This is a genomic window from Mariniflexile ostreae (assembly GCF_042427585.1).
Classification (GTDB): domain Bacteria; phylum Bacteroidota; class Bacteroidia; order Flavobacteriales; family Flavobacteriaceae; genus Pseudalgibacter; species Pseudalgibacter ostreae.
Genome location: NZ_JBHMFC010000009.1, coordinates 85,240 through 104,032 on the forward strand (window position 1 = coordinate 85,240; position 18,793 = coordinate 104,032).

14 protein-coding genes are annotated in these 18,793 nt (G+C 35.8%); 9 read left to right on the plus strand and 5 right to left on the minus strand.

All coding sequences use genetic code 11. From position 1 onward, the window contains the following. Positions 1 to 79: 79 nt before the first annotated feature. Positions 80 to 1,147, plus strand: coding sequence for a DUF3810 domain-containing protein (locus ACFFU9_RS03075; RefSeq protein WP_379859902.1), 1,068 nt, complete (start codon positions 80 to 82; stop codon positions 1,145 to 1,147). A 125-nt stretch (positions 1,148 to 1,272) separates the two neighbouring features. On the opposite strand, the gene ACFFU9_RS03080 is transcribed toward ACFFU9_RS03075, so the two are convergent. Then, positions 1,273 to 2,064, minus strand: a complete 792-nt coding sequence (locus ACFFU9_RS03080; RefSeq protein WP_379859903.1) for a DUF6503 family protein — start codon at positions 2,062 to 2,064, stop codon at positions 1,273 to 1,275. An 87-nt stretch (positions 2,065 to 2,151) separates the two neighbouring features. On the opposite strand from ACFFU9_RS03080, the gene ACFFU9_RS03085 reads away from it, so the two are divergent. The 4 genes from ACFFU9_RS03085 (at position 2,152) to ACFFU9_RS03100 (ending at position 7,432) form a co-directional block, all read left to right on the plus strand. Beyond that, on the plus strand, positions 2,152 to 2,946 hold the full coding sequence (locus ACFFU9_RS03085; protein WP_379859956.1) for a TrmH family RNA methyltransferase: 795 nt from the start codon (positions 2,152 to 2,154) through the stop codon (positions 2,944 to 2,946). A gap of 90 nt (positions 2,947 to 3,036) precedes the next feature. Further along, positions 3,037 to 4,269, plus strand: coding sequence for a M48 family metallopeptidase (locus ACFFU9_RS03090; RefSeq protein ID WP_379859904.1), 1,233 nt, complete (start codon positions 3,037 to 3,039; stop codon positions 4,267 to 4,269). 350 nt (positions 4,270 to 4,619) lie between these two features. After that, positions 4,620 to 6,449: a DEAD/DEAH box helicase gene (locus tag ACFFU9_RS03095; protein ID WP_379859905.1), complete on the plus strand. Its 1,830-nt coding sequence runs from the start codon at positions 4,620 to 4,622 to the stop codon at positions 6,447 to 6,449. Between the two features lie 197 nt (positions 6,450 to 6,646). Continuing rightward, complete coding sequence (locus ACFFU9_RS03100; protein WP_379859906.1) at positions 6,647 to 7,432, plus strand: carboxypeptidase-like regulatory domain-containing protein; 786 nt, start codon at positions 6,647 to 6,649, stop codon at positions 7,430 to 7,432. A 48-nt stretch (positions 7,433 to 7,480) separates the two neighbouring features. Here the strand turns inward: ACFFU9_RS03100 and ACFFU9_RS03105 are convergent, their stop codons facing one another. Further along, positions 7,481 to 8,143: a TrmH family RNA methyltransferase gene (locus tag ACFFU9_RS03105; protein ID WP_379859907.1), complete on the minus strand. Its 663-nt coding sequence runs from the start codon at positions 8,141 to 8,143 to the stop codon at positions 7,481 to 7,483. Between the two features lie 201 nt (positions 8,144 to 8,344). Between ACFFU9_RS03105 and ACFFU9_RS03110 the strand changes: the two genes are divergently transcribed. Next, a complete protein-coding gene (locus tag ACFFU9_RS03110; RefSeq protein WP_379859908.1) occupies positions 8,345 to 9,025 on the plus strand; it encodes an SIR2 family NAD-dependent protein deacylase in 681 nt (226 codons plus the stop codon). A 169-nt stretch (positions 9,026 to 9,194) separates the two neighbouring features. On the opposite strand, the gene carB is transcribed toward ACFFU9_RS03110, so the two are convergent. Together carB and rpmH are read right to left on the minus strand one after the other, a co-directional pair. Further along, positions 9,195 to 12,047: a carbamoyl-phosphate synthase large subunit gene (gene carB, locus ACFFU9_RS03115; RefSeq protein WP_379859909.1), complete on the minus strand. Its 2,853-nt coding sequence runs from the start codon at positions 12,045 to 12,047 to the stop codon at positions 9,195 to 9,197. Between the two features lie 112 nt (positions 12,048 to 12,159). Next, entirely contained in the window at positions 12,160 to 12,321 is a 162-nt protein-coding gene (rpmH, locus tag ACFFU9_RS03120; RefSeq protein ID WP_066436469.1) for a 50S ribosomal protein L34, read from the minus strand. Between the two features lie 309 nt (positions 12,322 to 12,630). Between rpmH and ACFFU9_RS03125 the strand changes: the two genes are divergently transcribed. The 3 genes from ACFFU9_RS03125 to ACFFU9_RS03135 all read left to right on the plus strand — a co-directional run bounded on the left by ACFFU9_RS03125 (position 12,631) and on the right by ACFFU9_RS03135 (position 17,108). Further along, positions 12,631 to 13,206: a DUF2892 domain-containing protein gene (locus ACFFU9_RS03125; protein WP_379859910.1), complete on the plus strand. Its 576-nt coding sequence runs from the start codon at positions 12,631 to 12,633 to the stop codon at positions 13,204 to 13,206. 311 nt (positions 13,207 to 13,517) lie between these two features. Further along, positions 13,518 to 15,896 (plus strand): TonB-dependent siderophore receptor, encoded by a 2,379-nt coding sequence (locus ACFFU9_RS03130; protein ID WP_379859911.1) that lies wholly within the window; start codon positions 13,518 to 13,520, stop codon positions 15,894 to 15,896. Positions 15,897 to 15,971: 75 nt separating this feature from the next. Next, the gene (locus ACFFU9_RS03135; protein WP_379859912.1) at positions 15,972 to 17,108 is read left to right on the plus strand and encodes a PepSY-associated TM helix domain-containing protein; all 1,137 of its coding nucleotides are present in this window, start codon (positions 15,972 to 15,974) and stop codon (positions 17,106 to 17,108) included. A gap of 762 nt (positions 17,109 to 17,870) precedes the next feature. On the opposite strand, the gene ACFFU9_RS03140 is transcribed toward ACFFU9_RS03135, so the two are convergent. Beyond that, complete coding sequence (locus ACFFU9_RS03140) at positions 17,871 to 18,791, minus strand: lytic transglycosylase domain-containing protein (RefSeq protein ID WP_379859957.1); 921 nt, start codon at positions 18,789 to 18,791, stop codon at positions 17,871 to 17,873. Between the last annotated feature and the right edge of the window lie 2 nt (positions 18,792 to 18,793).

The following is an 18,793-nucleotide window of genomic DNA, read 5'->3' on the forward strand; positions in this document are numbered from 1 at the left end:
AGTAGCTTCTAAATTTCAGTTCCAAAATATGGAGAATGACCCTTTTAAAATTGTAAAGACATTTCACTACTTTTGAAACATGCTAAGAAAGAGAAAACTAATTATTGCACTCTCCATTATTCCACAGGTTTTGTTGGTTAAATTTTTGGGGCAGTTTCCAGACTATATCGAAACTTATTACAGTAAGGGGCTCTACCCTTATATCTCTAAACTATTTAGGCACATACTGGGATGGATACCTTTTTCTTTTGGCGATTTTTTGTATGCTTTTGCCATTATTTATTTATTAAGATGGCTTGTTGTAAATAGAAAACGACTTATAAAAGATACTGTGCATTGGTTTGCAGATGTGTTTAGTGCTCTAGCTTTAGTCTACTTTATTTTCCATCTGTTCTGGGGTATGAATTATTACCGATTACCGCTACATAAAAGTTTAAACTTGGAAGCCGATTACAACACCGAACAGCTTATTGCGGTTACTGAAAAACTAATTTTGAAAGCAAATGCCTTGCATACAACCCTGTCAAAAAACGACACTTTGAAAGTAGACGTCCCCCATAGCAAAAATGACATTTTAAAAATGGCAGCGTACGGTTACGATGGCTTAAAAGAAGAGTTTCCCCATTTGGCCTATCACCCACGTAGTGTGAAAAAATCATTATTCAGCTATCCACTTACCTATATGGGGTTTAGTGGGTATTTAAATCCTTTTACCAATGAAGCACAGGTAGATGGATTGATTCCTACTTATAAATTCCCCACCACTACATCGCACGAAATAGCACACCAATTAGGGTATGCTGCAGAAAATGAAGCTAATTTTATTGGGTGCTTGGCCGCTATAAACCATGATGATATTTATTTTGAATATGCTGGCTATGCCTTTGCACTACGCTTTTGTTTGAATGAAATTTACAGACGTGACGAAACGTTTTACCAAACCACTGTTAAAACCGTAAATAAAGGGATTTTAGAAAATTATAAAGAAGTACGCACCTTTTGGGAACGGTATAAAAACCCCGCAGAACCGCTTTTCAAAAAAACATACAGCTCTTATTTAAAAGCCAACAAGCAAGATAAAGGCATGGAAAGTTACAGTTATGTGGTGGCACTTTTTGTTAATTATTTTGAGGATTTACCGTTTTAACCTTCTTAATAAAATTCATCAGACATCAAGAATGCCATGTCTTTTGAAAAACATTATAAAAAAAGAGGGTCTCGTTAATAAAAACATGGAGCCCTCTTTTTATAATATTTTAATCCTAAAAAAATTTACTCGATAATCTCAGCACCTTCTGGAATTTCAAAAAGAACATCGTTTGGCTGCTCTTTAGATAGCTTGATATGGGCAAATACGGTTTCACCATTTTCTGTAGTAGGTAAATTATTTTCGTATTTATACTTAACAATTGTTTTAGGAAGTAACAAACCGTCTACGTCTTGCCAATTATTATATCTTCTAAAATGTAGTTCTTTTGCTTTTTCATTCGTAAAAAATGTAACCGTATAGGCCAACCACTCCATTTTATAGGTCTCTGCATTATAGTAAAGTATATACTCATCTTCTGGAGACCCCCCTATACCTGATTGATATGAAATATGGATTCCTGGGTAACGTTCGCCTTCAAACACCAAGGGTTCTGCATCTTTAAAAACAATGCCTTCATCTGCCAAAACAAACGGCATCGCATAAAAATAAAACATAAGGTTATAATAAAATTTGGGTTTTCCTGTATAAGCTTTATCCCCTTTATTAAGGAGCCACACATCCTTTCCGTTAAAGCCTATGGCATGATCTGGCGTTTCAATATGAGATGCTCTGGTTCTTAAATTAGTACGGGTAACCTCGTCCCCTTCTTCTTTAAGCATGGTGAATTCTAAAAACCTTTGCGTTTTCCAAGAATCTAAACCACCATGAGCCTCAAACACGTTTTGTAGGTTTTCGGGATAGGCGTTGTTTACGGTATTTAAATGAGCTTCGGAATGTTCTATTACGGTTTCTTTTTTAGTGTCTTTGCAGGAAATAAAAGAAATAATCAATAGTGTTAAAAATAGTTTTTTCATGTTTTCGGAATTATGTTTGTATATTTTAAAGTCGTTCTACAAAAGCTAAAATTACATTTAAATAAATTACTTTTGATTCCTATGATGATAAAAGCAATTACCAGCATACAAAATCCACTCGTAAAACAACTTGTCCAATTAAAGGACAAGTCGCGCGAGCGCAGAAAAACAAACACCTTTTTAATTGAAGGTATTCGAGAAATAACACTGGCCTTAAAAGGGGGGTATGAGTTGGAAACCATTCTTTTTTATCCCGAATTATTCACTTCAGATCAAGTTAAAGCCCTAACGCCTTTAGCCATAAATACTATTGAGATTTCCAAAGAAGTATATCAAAAGCTAGCCTATCGCGATACTACCGAAGGTGTTTTAGCCGTTACAATCTCTAAGCATCATCATATAACGGATTTACAATTCGATACTAAAACCCCATTGATTTTAGTGGCTGAAGCACCCGAAAAACCTGGAAATATCGGAGCGCTTTTAAGAACAGCAGATGCTGCTCGTGTAGATGCTGTAATTATTGCCAACCCCAAAACAGACTTATACAACCCAAACATTATTCGCTCTAGTGTAGGCGGGTTGTTTACCAACCAAGTTGCCACAGGAACTACCACAGACATTATTGCGTTTTTAAAATTAAAGGAAATCCCTGTTTATTGTGCAGCCTTACAGGCTTCGCTTGAATACCACACACAAGACTTCACTAAACCGACCGCTATCGTAGTAGGCACAGAAGCCACGGGCTTAAGTAAGGAATGGTTAGAACATGCTAAACAAAATATAATTATTCCTATGCAAGGAGAAATAGATTCTATGAATGTGTCGGTTGCTGCAGGAATCCTTATTTTTGAGGCGAAAAGACAGCGCGGTTTTAAATAAAATCGCCATTTCTATGTTTTTTTACAACGACATAATTTCTTAAATTAAAACTGCAAAACAAATAAGTTGCCAAGACGTTAAAACACAAATATGACAGCAAACACGCTTTTTTATATCATTATCGCTATTATCATTATCGATTTTTTAGTAGATAAAATACTAGATGCTTTAAATGCCAAACATTATAATGATGTGTTACCTAAAGACCTTCAAGACGTTTATGACGAGACAGAATATAAAAAATCCCAACATTATAAAATCACTAATTATAGGTTCGGATTAATAACTTCTACTTTTTCTCTTCTATTGACTTTAGGTTTTTTGTTTTTTGATGGTTTTGAGTTTGTAGATACGCTTGCTAGAAGTTACAGCAACCATCCCATTGGTATCGCGCTTATTTTCTTTGGCATCATTATGATCGGGAGCGATATTTTAACCACGCCATTCTCTTATTACAGCACCTTTGTTATTGAAGAAAAATTCGGCTTTAATAAAACAACTGTTAAAACATTCTTTCTAGACAAACTTAAAGGCCTGTTAATGATGGCTATTGTTGGGGGTGGTATTTTAGCTTTAGTTATTTGGTTCTACCAGTTTGCTGGCAAACACTTTTGGCTTTATGCTTGGGCTTTAGTGGCTGTTTTTTCGTTATTTATGAACATGTTCTACTCCAAACTTATTGTACCATTATTTAATAAACAAACGCCTTTGGAAGCAGGAAGCTTGCGTGATAAAATCTCAGAATATGCGAAAACGGTCGGTTTTAAATTAGACACTATTTTTGTAATCGATGGCTCTAAGCGAAGCACAAAGGCCAATGCTTATTTTTCTGGTTTTGGTAGCGAGAAACGCGTAACCCTTTATGATACCTTGATTAATGATTTGGATGAAGATGAAATTGTGGCCGTTCTGGCACATGAGGTTGGACATTACAAAAAGAAACACATTATTTTTAATTTGTTCGCCTCTATTTTATTAACAGGAGTAACACTTTATATTTTATCCTTGTTTATTTCGAATCCCTTATTATCACATGCTTTAGGTGTGGAGATTCCAAGCTTCCACATAGGCCTGATTGCTTTTGGCTTGCTCTACTCCCCTATTTCTGAAATTACAGGATTGATTATGAATGTGTTTTCTAGAAAATTTGAATATCAAGCCGATGATTATGCAAAAAACACCTACAAGGCCGAGCCGCTTATTTCATCATTAAAAAAACTCTCTAAAAATAGTTTGAGCAATTTAACACCCCATCCTGCTTACGTATTTATGCATTATTCCCACCCAACGCTATTGCAACGGATGTTAAATTTACGAAAGTAGCCGTATTAAATAAATTAAATGGAACAGACTTTATTTAGGGCCTTAACTTTCAATTTCAAATGGGGCCGCGTTAACGATTGCAGCGGCATCCTTTTTTGAGGCACGAGAAAAAGATACAGCGGAAAGCGTGTTAAAACGCCCATAAAATCAAAAAAATAATCTTCTTTTATGAGATTCCTTGCTTTGTAGAGAGGAGAAACCAAAAAATAAATTATCTTTGCCGCTTGAAAACCCGAAAAGTCGGGTTTATATTCCTCAGGGCGAGGATGTGTTGCGGGAAGTTTAAGTTAAGTATGTCGATTCGCTTCTTTATGTAACACCACATAACACAATCGAATACTTATACAAGAATGAACACATTCCAAGATTTGGGTCTTAATGAAGACCTTTTAAAAGCCATTACCGATTTAGGATTTACAAAACCAAGCGAAGTACAGGAAAAATCTATTCCTATCCTTTTAGAAGGTGAAACCGATTTAGTGGCCTTGGCCCAAACGGGCACAGGAAAAACTGCCGCTTTTGGTTTTCCTATGTTACAAAAAATAAATATTGATAGCCGTACAACACAAGGCCTTATCTTATCGCCTACCCGTGAACTTTGTTTACAGATTACCAACGAAATGAAAAATTACGGTAAATACTGTAAAGGACTTAATGTGGTGGCTGTTTATGGCGGTTCTAGCATTACAGATCAAGCACGTGAAATTAAACGTGGCGCACAAATTATTGTAGCGACCCCAGGACGTATCAAGGATATGATAAGCAGACGTTTGGTGGATATTTCTAAAATTGATTATGCCGTTTTAGATGAAGCCGACGAAATGTTGAACATGGGCTTTTTTGAAGATATTACAGATATTTTATCCAATACGCCTAAAGAGAAGTCTACTTGGCTGTTTAGTGCTACGATGCCTAAAGAGGTTTCTATTATCGCTAAAAAATTCATGAATAGCCCGCAGGAAATTACTGTAGGGAATAAAAACGAAAGTACCAACCAAGTCTCTCACGAGTATTATTTGGTAAATGCAAGAGATCGTTATTCTGCCTTAAAGCGTTTAGCAGATACAAATCCTGATATCTTTTCAGTTATATTTTGTAGAACAAAACGTGACACCCAAAAAGTAGCCGAACAACTTATTGAAGACGGGTACAGTGCGGGGGCCTTACATGGGGATTTAAGCCAGAACCAAAGAGATTTGGTTATGAATTCTTTTAGAAAAAAACAAATACAAATGCTTGTGGCTACAGATGTAGCTGCCCGTGGTATTGACGTAGATGATATTACACACGTTATAAATTATCAACTTCCAGATGAACCTGAAATTTACACACACCGTTCTGGTAGAACTGGACGTGCTGGAAAGACAGGGATTTCTATGGTTATTGTTTCTAAAAGTGAAGTGCGCAAGATAAAAGGTATCGAGCGCATCATTAAAAAACAATTCGAGAAAAAAGAAATTCCAGATGGTATGGAAATATGCGAAGTGCAACTTATGTCGCTCGCCAATAAGATACACCATACCGAGGTTAATCACGAGATAGATAAGTATTTAGCCAGTATAAACGAATTGTTTGAAGAAACCAGTAAAGAGGAGCTAATTAAAAAATTCTTTTCTGTAGAATTCACTCGTTTTTATAACTATTACCAAAAATCTAACAACTTAAATGTTGCTGAAGGCTCGCAAGATAGCGGTGGACGAGATTTTTCAGGTGCTTCAAATTCCTCACGTTATTTTATAAACGTGGGTAGTAAAGATGGTTTTGACTGGATGAAACTAAAAGATTTCTTAAAAGAGGTCTTGGAACTTGGTAGAGACGATGTCTTTAAAGTTGAAGTTAAAGACAGTTTTTCCTTTTTTAACACAGAAAAAGAATTACAAGAAAAAGTTTTGGCCTTTTTTACAGATTACAAACACGATGGCCGTTTTGTTAATGTTGAAGTATCACAAAACCGTGATGGCGGCGGTGGCGGAAGACGTAGTGACAGACGCAGCAGCGGTGGTCGCGACGGCGGAAACCGTAGCGGAAGACGCAGTAGTGGCGGTCGTGATGACAAAAAAGGAGGTTTTAACAGAAGTGATAGACGCCGTAGTGAGGGCACCTCTAAACCCAGACGTTCCGATGGTGATTCTAAATCGAGTTCGGCATCATCAGATAGACCAAAGCGTTCTAGAAGATAATAACTAAGACGCCATTATAAAATTTCATTTTGAGTACAGTCCAGAGGTTTAAAAAACAATCTTCAGACTGTACTCAACTTGTTTTTGTTCTAATAAATCGATTAACGTTAAACTTATTTGTTAATTTTAAGTCAAATTAAAAACAAGGTATAAACTTTGCCATAAACTTTAGTATTTTTATACCTAAATCATTTTCAATGAAAAACTATCTGTTTCTTTTTATGTGTCTATTGGCGAGCGTCGTAAGTTTTGCCCAAGACGATACAGATAATACATTGATAAAAGCTATTGTGATTAATGCTGCAGATGACACGCCACTGGAAAGTGTAAACATTGTTAACCTTAACCAAGTTATTGGTACGGCAACTAACGCTAAGGGAGAATTCAAAATATCAGCAAAAGCAAACGACACATTACACCTCTCTTATTTGGGTTTTAAATCGATTAAAGTACGAGTTACCAATGACTGGTTAAAGTTTGGGAACACTAAAATTGCTTTAACCGAACTGGCCTTAGCACTAGAGGAGGTGGTTATTAATCAATTAAAACTAACAGGATACCTCGAAGTAGACATCAAGCAAGTACCAGCTGTAAACACAAATTACAGATACAGTATTTCGGGCCTTTCCAATACAGGGTATGAAGCCAATGCGCCTGGAACCCTTAATAAAATATTAGGATCTATTTTTAATCCTGCCGATTTTTTACACCGCATGTTTGGACGAAAACCCAATGAATTGCATAAGTTGAAAAAAATGAAGCAAGATGATGAAATAAGAAATCTTTTAGCCTCTCGTTTTGATCGCGAAATGCTGATGGTTTTATTAAAAGTGGACCGTGTAGATTTAGATGAAATTGTAAGCCAATGTGATTACTCTAAAGGCTTTATACAAACCGCGAACGATTTGCAGATTCTGGATGCCATTAGTGAGTGTTATGAAGAATACAAAGTACTTAGTAGAGGACGAAACAATCATATGTAATACATTATTAAAAAAAGAGTTATTCGCTCTTTTTTTAACACACACGGGTCATTTGACTTTATCCGCATAAAAACGAGCCACGATATCATCGTAGCTTTTAATGGTTTTCTTAATCCAGTCCATACGTTTTTCAAGGCTATTTTCATCAGAAAGTTGCCATGCTATATCTGTTTGCTTTAATTTTGTTGTTACATACTGTAAAATGATAGCCGCAGATACCGAAATATTCAAACTCTCGGTAAAACCCACCATAGGTATTTTTAAAAAGCAATCTGCTGCGTTTAAAACCTCTTCCGATAGTCCTTCTGTTTCTCTTCCAAAGAAAAAACATGCTTTTTTATGCACATCGAAATCCTGCAATTCGCAGGTATTACCGTGCGGTGTGGTGGCCACAATTTGGTAGCCTTTATGTTTTAAATCACTAATGCAATCTTTAACGCTATGGTATCTATTTAAATCCACCCACTTTTGTGCGCCCATAGCAATTTCTCTATCAATACGTTTAGAGTTAGATTCTTCCACAATATTTACTTCTTGAATGCCAAAAACGTCGCAAGTCCGTATTACGGCACTCGTATTATGAAGTTGGTAAACATCTTCTGTTGCAACGGTAAAATGCTTTGTACGTTGCGATAATACCGTTGTGAATTTTTCTCTTCGAGATGCTGTTAAAAAAGTCTCTAAATGGTCTAAAAGCTCAATATCAATCATGGCATAAAAATAAAAAACCAGACGGTTAAGTTGGTTTTTTTTTGCTGTTATTTATAGTTAACATTATTATTTTTGTTTAATTCGAAATTTGCATAACAAAAAAATCTGTTTTTTTAACTGAAATAAAACTTTATTGGGCCTCACACCAATAAGAGCATGAATATGCTTATATTATCTTTACAAAATATTTTACACATTCTTATGAAACATATTGTTGTACTTACGGGTGCTGGTATAAGCGCCGAAAGCGGTATTAAAACGTTTAGAGATGCCGATGGCTTATGGGAAGGGCATGATGTTATGGACGTAGCAACACCAGAGGGTTTTGCTAAAAACCCTTCACTGGTATTAGACTTTTACAATCAACGCCGAAAACAACTTTTGGAAGTTGCTCCCAATCAAGCTCATTTTGATTTAGCTGCTTTAGAAAAGGATTTTAAAGTAAGCATTATTACCCAGAATGTAGATGATTTACACGAACGTGCTGGAAGCAGCAAGGTTATCCATTTGCATGGCGAATTACTTAAAGCAAGAAGCACCCATAGTGATACGGATATTATGGATTGCCAAACGGATATACTTTTAGGCGATTTGTGTAAAAACGGGCATCAAATACGTCCACACATTGTATGGTTTGGAGAAGACGTTCCCATGATAGAAAAAGCTATGGCTATTTGCGAAACCGCAGACCTGTTGATTATTATTGGCACCTCTATGCAAGTTTATCCTGCAGCGGGACTAATGCATTACGTACCAGAACAAACACCTACCTATTTTATAGATCCAAAACCAAACGTAAAAAGCCAAAAACACTTAAGTGTTATTGCCGAAAATGCTACTATTGGAATGAGAAAAGTGTTCGAACTCCTAAAAACTGTTTAATGCTGTATTTCTTAATATTTATGGCACAGGTTTTAAATGCTATTGGGCTACGCCTTAAACACCCCTAAAAGTGTTAAAAAAACTACACCAACTTGAGAATAAATTTCTATAAAAAAACCGATTAAAATTAGATTTTAATCGGTTTTTTAAATTTATAACACTTCTATTATTATTTACTCAAGTACATTTTACGTCTGGAGTACAATTCATAAAACTGATCGTCTTTTAAATCGTCTATAAACAGAATACTTTCGCCAGTACTCTTCATTTCTGGTCCCAGTTTTTTATTTACATTATGAAATTTATTAAAAGAGAATACTGGTTCTTTTATTGCAAAACCTTTTAGCTGTGGGTTAAAATTAAAGTCTTTCACTTTTTTCTCGCCCAACATCACTTTAGTAGCAAAGTTCACATAAGGTTCTCCATAAGCTTTCGCAATAAATGGTACTGTTCTAGATGCTCTTGGATTCGCTTCTATAATATAAACCACATCTTCTTTAATTGCAAATTGTATGTTTATTAAGCCTACTGTATTTAAAGCCAAAGCTATTTTTTTAGTATGATCTTTAATTTGTTGCATTACAAACTCCCCAATAGTAAAAGGTGGTAGAATGGAATGACTATCTCCCGAATGAATACCGCAAGGCTCAATATGCTCCATAATTCCAATAATGTAAACATCCTCTCCGTCGCAAATAGCATCTGCCTCAGCTTCAATGGCACCGTCTAGATAATGATCCAACAATAATTGATTGCCAGGCATCTCACTTAACAAGTCGACCACATGTTTTTCCAATTCCTCTTTATTGATGACAATTTTCATGCCCTGTCCACCCAGTACGTATGATGGGCGTACTAATATTGGAAAATCCAAAACATCGGCAATGGCCGAAGCTTCGTCGGCGGTTGTAGCAATATCAAACCTTGGATAAGGGATGTTATTTGCTTTTAAAAGATTTGAAAACAAACCTCTATCTTCTGCCAAATCGAGGGCTTCATAGCTGGTTCCAATAATTTTGATACCGTATTTGGTTAACTTTTCAGCAAGTTTTAAAGCGGTTTGTCCACCAAGCTGTACTATAACACCTTCTGGTTTTTCATGCTTAATGATATCGTAAATATGCTCCCAGAATACAGGCTCAAAATATAATTTATCGGCAGTATCAAAATCGGTTGAAACCGTTTCTGGATTACAGTTGATCATAATGGTTTCATAACCACATTCTGCAGCCGCTAAAACACCGTGAACACAACAGTAGTCGAACTCAATACCTTGGCCAATTCGATTAGGGCCTGATCCTAAAACAATTACTTTTTTCTTAGCAGTAACAATGCTTTCATTATCGGCATAACGCTTACCATCTGCAGTTTCCATATCACTTTCAAAAGTTGAATAATAGTATGGGGTTTTTGCTTCAAATTCTGCTGCACAAGTATCGACCAATTTATACACACGTGTAACACCTAATTCCTCACGTTTACTATATACTTGACTTTCTAGACACTCTAGCATATGCGCTATTTGTCTGTCACCATATCCTTTTTGCTTCGCTTCAAGCAATAAATCTTTTTGAATGGTATCAATAGTATAAGTAGAAATTTCGTTTTTTAAAGAATGTAACTCTTCATATTGCTTTAAAAACCACATATCTATTTTCGTGATTTCGTGGATTCTACTTAAAGGAATCCCCATGGCAATAGCATCGTAAATAATAAAAACCCTATCCCAAGATGCATGTGTAAGCTTTTCAATGATTTGGTCGTAATTTCTATTTTCCTTTCCATCGGCACCTAAACCGTTACGTTTAATTTCAAGAGACTGTGTCGCTTTGTGTAGTGCTTCTTGGAATGAACGGCCAATACCCATCACTTCTCCAACAGATTTCATCTGCAGGCCTAAAGTTCTGTCCGATCCTTCAAATTTATCAAAATTCCAACGTGGTATTTTTACGATAACATAATCTAAGGTCGGCTCGAATAATGCCGAAGTAGATTTTGTAATTTGGTTGTTCAATTCATCTAAATGATACCCCAAGGCTAGTTTAGCAGCTATTTTCGCAATAGGATATCCTGTTGCTTTACTAGCTAAAGCTGAAGAACGGGATACACGTGGATTAATTTCAATGGCAATGATATCTTCATTTTCATCTGGAGAAACAGCAAACTGCACATTACATCCCCCAGCAAAATCACCAATACTTCTCATCATATGGATGGCCATATCACGCATTCTCTGGTACGTTCTATCACTTAAAGTCATGGCAGGTGCCACCGTAATGGAATCTCCAGTATGGATACCCATAGGGTCCATATTTTCGATGGAACAAATGATAACGACATTATCATTTGCATCTCTAAGAAGTTCCAACTCGAACTCTTTCCACCCGATTAATGCTTTATCGATCATAACCTCGTGGATGGGTGAAATTTCCAATCCGCGTGTTAATAACTCATCAAAATCTTCTTGTTTGTGCACAATAGACGCTCCAGCGCCCCCTAGAGTAAAAGAAGCCCTAATCACCAACGGGAAACCGAACTCCTGTGCAATCTCTTTTCCTTTTAAGTAAGAAGTTGCCGTAGCTTGTGGAGCCATTGGAATGCCAATTTTAAGCATAAGTTCCCTAAACTTCTCTCTATCTTCTGTAATGTTTATAGCATCAATATCTACACCGATAATATCAACATTAAAGTCTTTCCAAATGCCTTTTTCGTCTGCTTCAATACATAAGTTTAAAGCAGTTTGACCACCCATTGTGGGTAAAACGGCATCAATTTGCGGGTGTTCCTGCAAAATTTTTACAATCGATTTTGTAGTGAGGGGTAGCAAGTAAACATGATCAGCCATTGTTGGGTCTGTCATGATTGTTGCTGGATTGGAATTGATAAGAATGGTTTCAATACCATCTTCCCTTAGCGAGCGAAGCGCTTGAGTTCCTGAGTAATCAAATTCACATGCTTGCCCAATTACAATAGGGCCTGACCCAATAATTAGTATCGATTTTAAGTTTGGATTTTTCGGCATTTTTCCTTGTTATATGTTGTCTTTTAATTTGTTACAAAAATAAAAATCATTAGATATAAAAAAAGGCGTTACACTTAAGTAACACCTTTATATTATTAACAATTGTTAATCATTATTTTTTATGTCTTGTTTCAGATGACACAGATAATTTTTTTCTTCCTTTAGCTCTTCTACGCGCTAAAACCTTTCTGCCGTTAGCAGATGCCATTCTTTCTCTGAAACCATGTTTATTTTTTCTCTTTCTTTTCGAAGGCTGAAATGTTCTTTTACTCATTATCGTGTATCTTTAAATCTGAATAGTGAATTTTTTTGTAAATTGGCTTTCTCTCAAACCGAGGGCAAATATACAAAGCCTTTATTACTTTGCAAATCATTTTCAAAAAAATATTTTAATTTAAATTCGAATATCATAAAACACCTCGAACATCACTATTTATTTGGGGTTATCACCTTACTTTTGTTAAATAGGTATGCCTTACATTCCATAAAAATTTAGTTTCTTTGTACTAAGAATAGAAAATTCAGGTTAATAAAGGTTGGTTTTGACTAAAAATCAGTCTGTTTTTATTATATTATAAACACCATGTACAACAAAATTATAAAACTCATTATTGCAGCTGGCATTATTGCATATGCTGTGTATCTTTTTACCGAAGGCTATATTGGTAATGGTATTATGCTCATTCTTTTATCCTTCATTTTTATCTTTTTATATTTTAAAAATGAATTCATACTCCTAGCCTTTTTAAGACTACGTAAACAAGATTTTGAGGGCGCCAAAAAATGGCTGAATAAAATCAAAAATCCTGAGGCCGCTTTGGTTAAAAAACAACAAGGCTACTACAATTATCTTCACGGTTTAATGGTGTCGCAAACCAATATCAATGAATCCGAACGCTACTTTAAGAAGGCCATTCAATTAGGATTGTCCATGGACCATGATATGGCGATGGCAAAACTAAATTTATCGGGTATTGCGTTCTCTAAACGAAGAAAACAAGAAGCACAAAAACTACTATCTGAAGCACAGAAATTGGACAAGCAAGGCATGTTGACCGACCAGATTAAAATGATGAAAGACAACATGAAACGTGCGCAAGCCCCTAATCAGCATTATGGTGCGAGTGGCTCGATTAGAGCTCAAAAAAGAAGAGGATAAACGTTAACACCTCATTTTAACCTCATGCCTTTCTCATAACCTTCTGGAATTAAATACCATAAGGATTTTACAAGTAGCAACCTCGGTGAAAAAACTGAGGTTTTTTTGTTTATCAACTTTTCAATGGGCTATTAAAATCAGTATGGCCTTTCTTTTAAAAGGCATTTTAGAGATATCCCCATCCTGCTAAATATCAAAGCATCAGAATTTATTATTTGTATTTGGTCTAAATAAGATTTGAATTTTTCATTTTCATTTTTATATTTGCAAACTATTTAAATTCAATCTAAATAATTTGCACTTATAATATCATGTATAAAAAGCTAAGTTTACTTTTGGTTTTGGCGGTTCAATTAACATTTTCACAATCCAAAATAACAGGTACCATTACAAACGAAAATAAAGAAGCCGTACCCTTTGCTACTATAATAATGGAAGGGTCTACAAAAGGAACCTACGCAAACGAACAAGGCTATTTTGAGTTTACAAATATTTCGTCAGGACATTACAACATCCAAGTATCTGCCGTAGGATATAAATCTACTGTTAAGAGTGTTCTTTTGAAAAACGACGAAACCATTGCCCTATCGTTTAACCTTATTAGCGATTCGCTATTAGACGAAATCGAACTTTTCGGAAACCGACACAAACATCCGGATAAAATTGAAGCACTTACCCGATTGCCCCTAGCACCATATGAACAAATACAAAGCATTTCTATCATATCGGAAAAAGTTATTGAACAACAGGGAAACCTTAGCATTTCAGACGCTACAAAAAACGTGCCTGGAGTGTATACGTTTGCAACGTATGGCAATAAAAGAGAAAGCATGTCGTCTCGTGGATTTAGAGGAATTCCGATATTAAAAAACGGTGTTCGTGTCCATTCCGATTTTAGAGGCACAGGTATCTTAACCGATATGCAAGGCGTAGACAATATTCAAGTGTTAAAGGGCGCTGCATCTATCACACAAGGTGTTGCAACAGACCTAGGAAGCCCCGGGGGCGTTATAAATATTGTAACGAAAACACCCAAATATTATTCTGGTGGAAACGCTTCACTTCGCATCGGTAGCTATGGACAAGCCCGAACCACTTTTGACGTTTATGGACCTGTTTTAAAAACAGACAACCTAGCCTTTAGAATCAATGGTGCTTTAGAACGTGCCGATGGTTATAGAGCAGGTATAACATCCGATCGTTTTTACATCAATCCTTCCTTGGAATGGAAACTGGATGAGAAAACCACCCTAACCCTAGAAATGGATTATTTTGATGATAGTAGAACGCCAGATGTGGGTACTGTAAATTTAGGTGAAAATGACGTCAATGCTATTTACAATTTGCCTTATGATCGCTTCTTAGGTTTTGAAAATGATAAGTCTCTAACTCATAATGCGACCTATTCGGTTAGGTTTAATCATAATTTAAGCGATAAATTAAGCTTAAAAGCGGCCTTATACAAATCTAGTTTAGAATTAGATGATAAAGGAGCTAGTATGGGAACCGTTATAGAGGATGGGTTTGGAGACCCAATATACAACCAACGGAATCGGGGCTATTCGATCTCTACCAGAAATGATGACAATAGCGTTCTTCAAATTGATTTAGTTGGAGATAACCTTCAAACTGGCAGCATTTTGCACACCTTCCAAGTGGGTTTTGATTATAGAAACACAAGCTTTAACACCACAAGCCAAAGCATTTCCAATGTAGATGTTATAGATGTCTTTAACGCTAATACTAGAATATTGCCTGGCAATTTAGCCTTTGGACCCCAAGCCGAATCTGGGTCAGCATCTAGGGCATTAGGGGTAGTGGCACAAGATGTGATAACATTTAACTCTTGGTTAAAAACCTTTTTAGGATTTCGGTACAGTAAAACACAAACCTCAACTGCAACAGAAACGACAGAAAGTGATGCTTTTAACCCTTTAGCAGGCATTATCTTAACTCCTATTGAAAATATTAATGTTTTTGCATCTTACACCAACAGCTCTTACCCTAGAACTGGAACCCGATTGGATATCAATGGAAATCCATTGGGCAATGAACGCTTTGATCAATTTGAAACAGGCATAAAAACCAATTGGCTAGACAGTCGTTTAAGATTTAACTTCACCTTCTTTAAAATCAACAATAAAGATATTAACCTACCGGTTTACGACGCTAATTGGATTGCTACGGGATATTATGAAAAAGGTGGTAATGACGAACGTAAAGGCATTGAAGTTGAGCTTATCGGACGGGTTTTAAATAATTTAGAACTTATTGCTGGATACTCCTATATAGATGCACAATATAAAGAACATAGCTCTTATGTATATGGATCTGCCCCACTAAACACACCAAAGCACACCTATAATGCCTACGCCAATTATAAGTTTAAAAACAACCTGGAAGGCCTATCCTTAGGTGCTGGTATCTACTTTACTGGAGAACGCCCCATAAATGATTGGAGCGCAGGACCTGTAACCCATGAAGGTATTGTGCCTAATCAAAAGCCATTTAATGTTGGGGCTTATACTCAAGTAAATTTACAAGCGGCATATCAATTTACCACGCACTGGCACCTCAGGTTCTTACTGAACAATGTGTTTAACGAAATAGGATACAATGCTTACCGTACCAGTTATATCAACCAAACAGACCCGAGAAATTTTGCTGGGGTACTAACCTATAAATTCTAGCGAGTACCTAATAGACCATATAAGCATACTATAAAGCAACGACATGTTTTTATGGTAAAAAAAAATAAAATTCATATGAAAAAAAACAATTATAGCCTAAGAAAATTTATAAATGATATTCATCTATGGCTTGGACTGGCCAGTGGTATCGTCCTTTTTTTGGTCTGTTTTAGTGGCACTATTTTAACTTTTGATGATGAAATAAAAGCTTTATTTACTGATAAAGTCGCTATAGATGCCTCTGTTTCTGAAAAAGCATCTGTTGCGAGCTTGATCCAGACCTTAGAACAATCCAATCAAGGCTATATTACAGGCTTAACATTGCCATCAAATACCGATGTGCCTTATGAATTCTCTGTTAAGAAAGATTTAAAGGAACGTCGAGGCTCGCAAGTTCTAGTGAACCCCTATACCTCGAGCGTCCATAGCGTTGAAAAAACCCGTGCAGATGCTTTTATGATGAGCATGTTCAAATTGCACAGGTGGCTACTTTTAGATATTGCTGTAGGCAGACCTATAGTAGGAATTGCAACTATTATTTTTCTGGTTCTTGCCATTTCTGGAATCGTATTATGGTTTCCAAAAAAAATAAAATGGAAAACCGTTAAACATGGTTTTAAAATAAAAACCAATGCCAACTGGAAACGAATTAACCATGATTTACATAATACTTTAGGTTTTTATGCTTGTGTTTTTATCTTAATTATGGGAATTACAGGATTATGTTGGTCTTTTGAAGGCTATAAAGACTTATTAGGACGTATAATGGGCACAAAAATATTCGATAGAACCTCAACAGAATTTGAAATACCCAAAACCGCTGAAAACGATATAATTTCTATTGACGAAGCTTTGGCCATTGCAAACACCACTTTAAACTATCCTGGCGAGCTGTCTGTTTCTTTTCCTAACAAAAAAAACAATTACTATACGTTTAGAAAATCAAATGATAACAACTGGTCTCCAGTAACACGCGACAATCTCTATATGAGCCTTAACGGAACTGTTTTAGCTGTAGAATGGTTTAAAGAAAAGCCATTAAACGTGAGAGTAGCCGCCTTAATAAAACCTTTGCATACAGGTGAAATTTATGGCCAGTTCTCTAAGATTATTTATTTTTTAGCTTGCTTGATAGCCACTAGTCTTCCGGTAACGGGCACTATTATTTGGATCCATAAGCTGAAAAAAAAGAAAAAGAAAAAAAAGCTCTAAACCCACGCTAAAGTAAGCGCTCTTACAAAAGAAGATAGACCATAAATACAAAACGTAAATTCAAGCATCGTACTTTAGACTTTGGCTGCTTGAATTTACGTTTTATATTTGAACCTGTTTTACCGCTAATCACGGATTATAAAGTCACTAGTTCTAAATCTTCTAAACATGTTGTTTTAAGGTTTTGACTTTATTCTGATCATAAATAAAAGCATGGCTTTCAAAATTAAGGTTAAAACTACTGTAATCTATAATGGAACTCCCTACTCTTGATAATGTATCATCAGCAACTCATTTATATCGTATGCATCGGTAAGATTCACGCTATCGATAAACGTTATTTCACAAAGGTTACGGCATCATTCATCTTCTAGTTCGTTTACTAAAACATGCATACAGAAATGAGAAGGAAAAAAATGCTGAACGACACTTTTATCTAGCATTCGTTTCATTTTAAACGAAACCTTACGGCCTACATCATCATAAAACAAGCCAACTAGACCCTGACCACGTTTTTATTATAATAAAACGAATACCTCCGTTTCTATTTGACCTGCTTTAAACGTATAATTTCATATACTCTTGGACTATTCAATAGCGCTTCTCAATTTAAATCACAGCACATTGCCGTTTTCAATAATGGAAACAACCATTAGCTTCTATATTAGCGCATGTTCACTAATACACAAAAGCTTAACAGGATTTATCTTAGCGTTTAGATATGCATCACCCCGTTCTGCTTTATAAAATATATTATAGCGATTATTGATAATAACCCGCTTTTGGGATACTAATATCGTATTTTTTTCTTGATTTGTTAATTAAGTGCGGTTCACGCAACCAAGGGTTATGGATTTTCAAAATTTTGTAATTGATACCGAAATTTTGAGCAAATTTAGAAAAATCGGTTACTGCTGTATCTAAACTAACGGTATAGGTAGGTACATCACTATAAAGGTCTTTTTCTCTAAAATTAAAGCCATAAGTATCCGGATTGCTTAGAATTTCCTTTAAAGCAACAATACGAAACATATAGCGCCCCGTTTCTTCTCCAAGTAACAAATCGTAATAATCTGTTACACGTTGCTCTTTTAAGCGTCTTGAAATACCATAATTCCCAGCATTATAAGCAGCAGCTGCCAATGTCCATGACCCAAGTTCTCTTTTAGATTTTAATAAATACTTACATGCAACCTCTGTCGATTTTTCAAGATGGTAACGTTCATCAACGTTATCATTAACTTCTAAACCATTCTCCTTAGCGGTAGCAGGCATAATTTGCCAAACCCCTCTTGCTCCAGCAGGCGATACCACATTTACCAAACCACTTTCAATAACAGCCAAGTATTTAAAATCATCTGGAACTCCATATTTTTTTAAAATAGGCTCTATAGTAGGGAAGTATTTTTTAGCGCGTTTAAACATTAACAAACCATTGGATTGCCAATATGTATTTACCAATAATTCTCTATCCATACGCTCGTAAACATCTGGGTCTTTTAAAGGTACTGGCTCACCCGCAAAATTTAAATCTTGGGGCACTTGCAAGGCATATACATTGTAGCCATTTATCAGTTTTTTTTCAAAATTCTCATCTGTGGGCGCATCTTGTAGCGCATAAATAAACAAGGCAGATAAACTTAATAATCCTACAAACACAAGCGTTCTTTCAATGGTCTTCATCA

Coding starts and splice junctions, on each gene's coding strand:
- ACFFU9_RS03075 (WP_379859902.1), top strand. CDS start 80: ATGCTAAGAAAGAGAAAACTAATTATTGCACTCTCCATTATTCCACAG.
- ACFFU9_RS03080 (WP_379859903.1), bottom strand. CDS start 2,064: ATGAAAAAACTATTTTTAACACTATTGATTATTTCTTTTATTTCCTGC.
- ACFFU9_RS03090 (WP_379859904.1), top strand. CDS start 3,037: ATGACAGCAAACACGCTTTTTTATATCATTATCGCTATTATCATTATC.
- ACFFU9_RS03095 (WP_379859905.1), top strand. CDS start 4,620: ATGAACACATTCCAAGATTTGGGTCTTAATGAAGACCTTTTAAAAGCC.
- ACFFU9_RS03100 (WP_379859906.1), top strand. CDS start 6,647: ATGAAAAACTATCTGTTTCTTTTTATGTGTCTATTGGCGAGCGTCGTA.
- ACFFU9_RS03105 (WP_379859907.1), bottom strand. CDS start 8,143: ATGATTGATATTGAGCTTTTAGACCATTTAGAGACTTTTTTAACAGCA.
- ACFFU9_RS03110 (WP_379859908.1), top strand. CDS start 8,345: ATGAAACATATTGTTGTACTTACGGGTGCTGGTATAAGCGCCGAAAGC.
- carB (WP_379859909.1), bottom strand. CDS start 12,047: ATGCCGAAAAATCCAAACTTAAAATCGATACTAATTATTGGGTCAGGC.
- rpmH (WP_066436469.1), bottom strand. CDS start 12,321: ATGAGTAAAAGAACATTTCAGCCTTCGAAAAGAAAGAGAAAAAATAAA.
- ACFFU9_RS03125 (WP_379859910.1), top strand. CDS start 12,631: ATGTACAACAAAATTATAAAACTCATTATTGCAGCTGGCATTATTGCA.
- ACFFU9_RS03130 (WP_379859911.1), top strand. CDS start 13,518: ATGTATAAAAAGCTAAGTTTACTTTTGGTTTTGGCGGTTCAATTAACA.
- ACFFU9_RS03135 (WP_379859912.1), top strand. CDS start 15,972: ATGAAAAAAAACAATTATAGCCTAAGAAAATTTATAAATGATATTCAT.
- ACFFU9_RS03140 (WP_379859957.1), bottom strand. CDS start 18,791: ATGAAGACCATTGAAAGAACGCTTGTGTTTGTAGGATTATTAAGTTTA.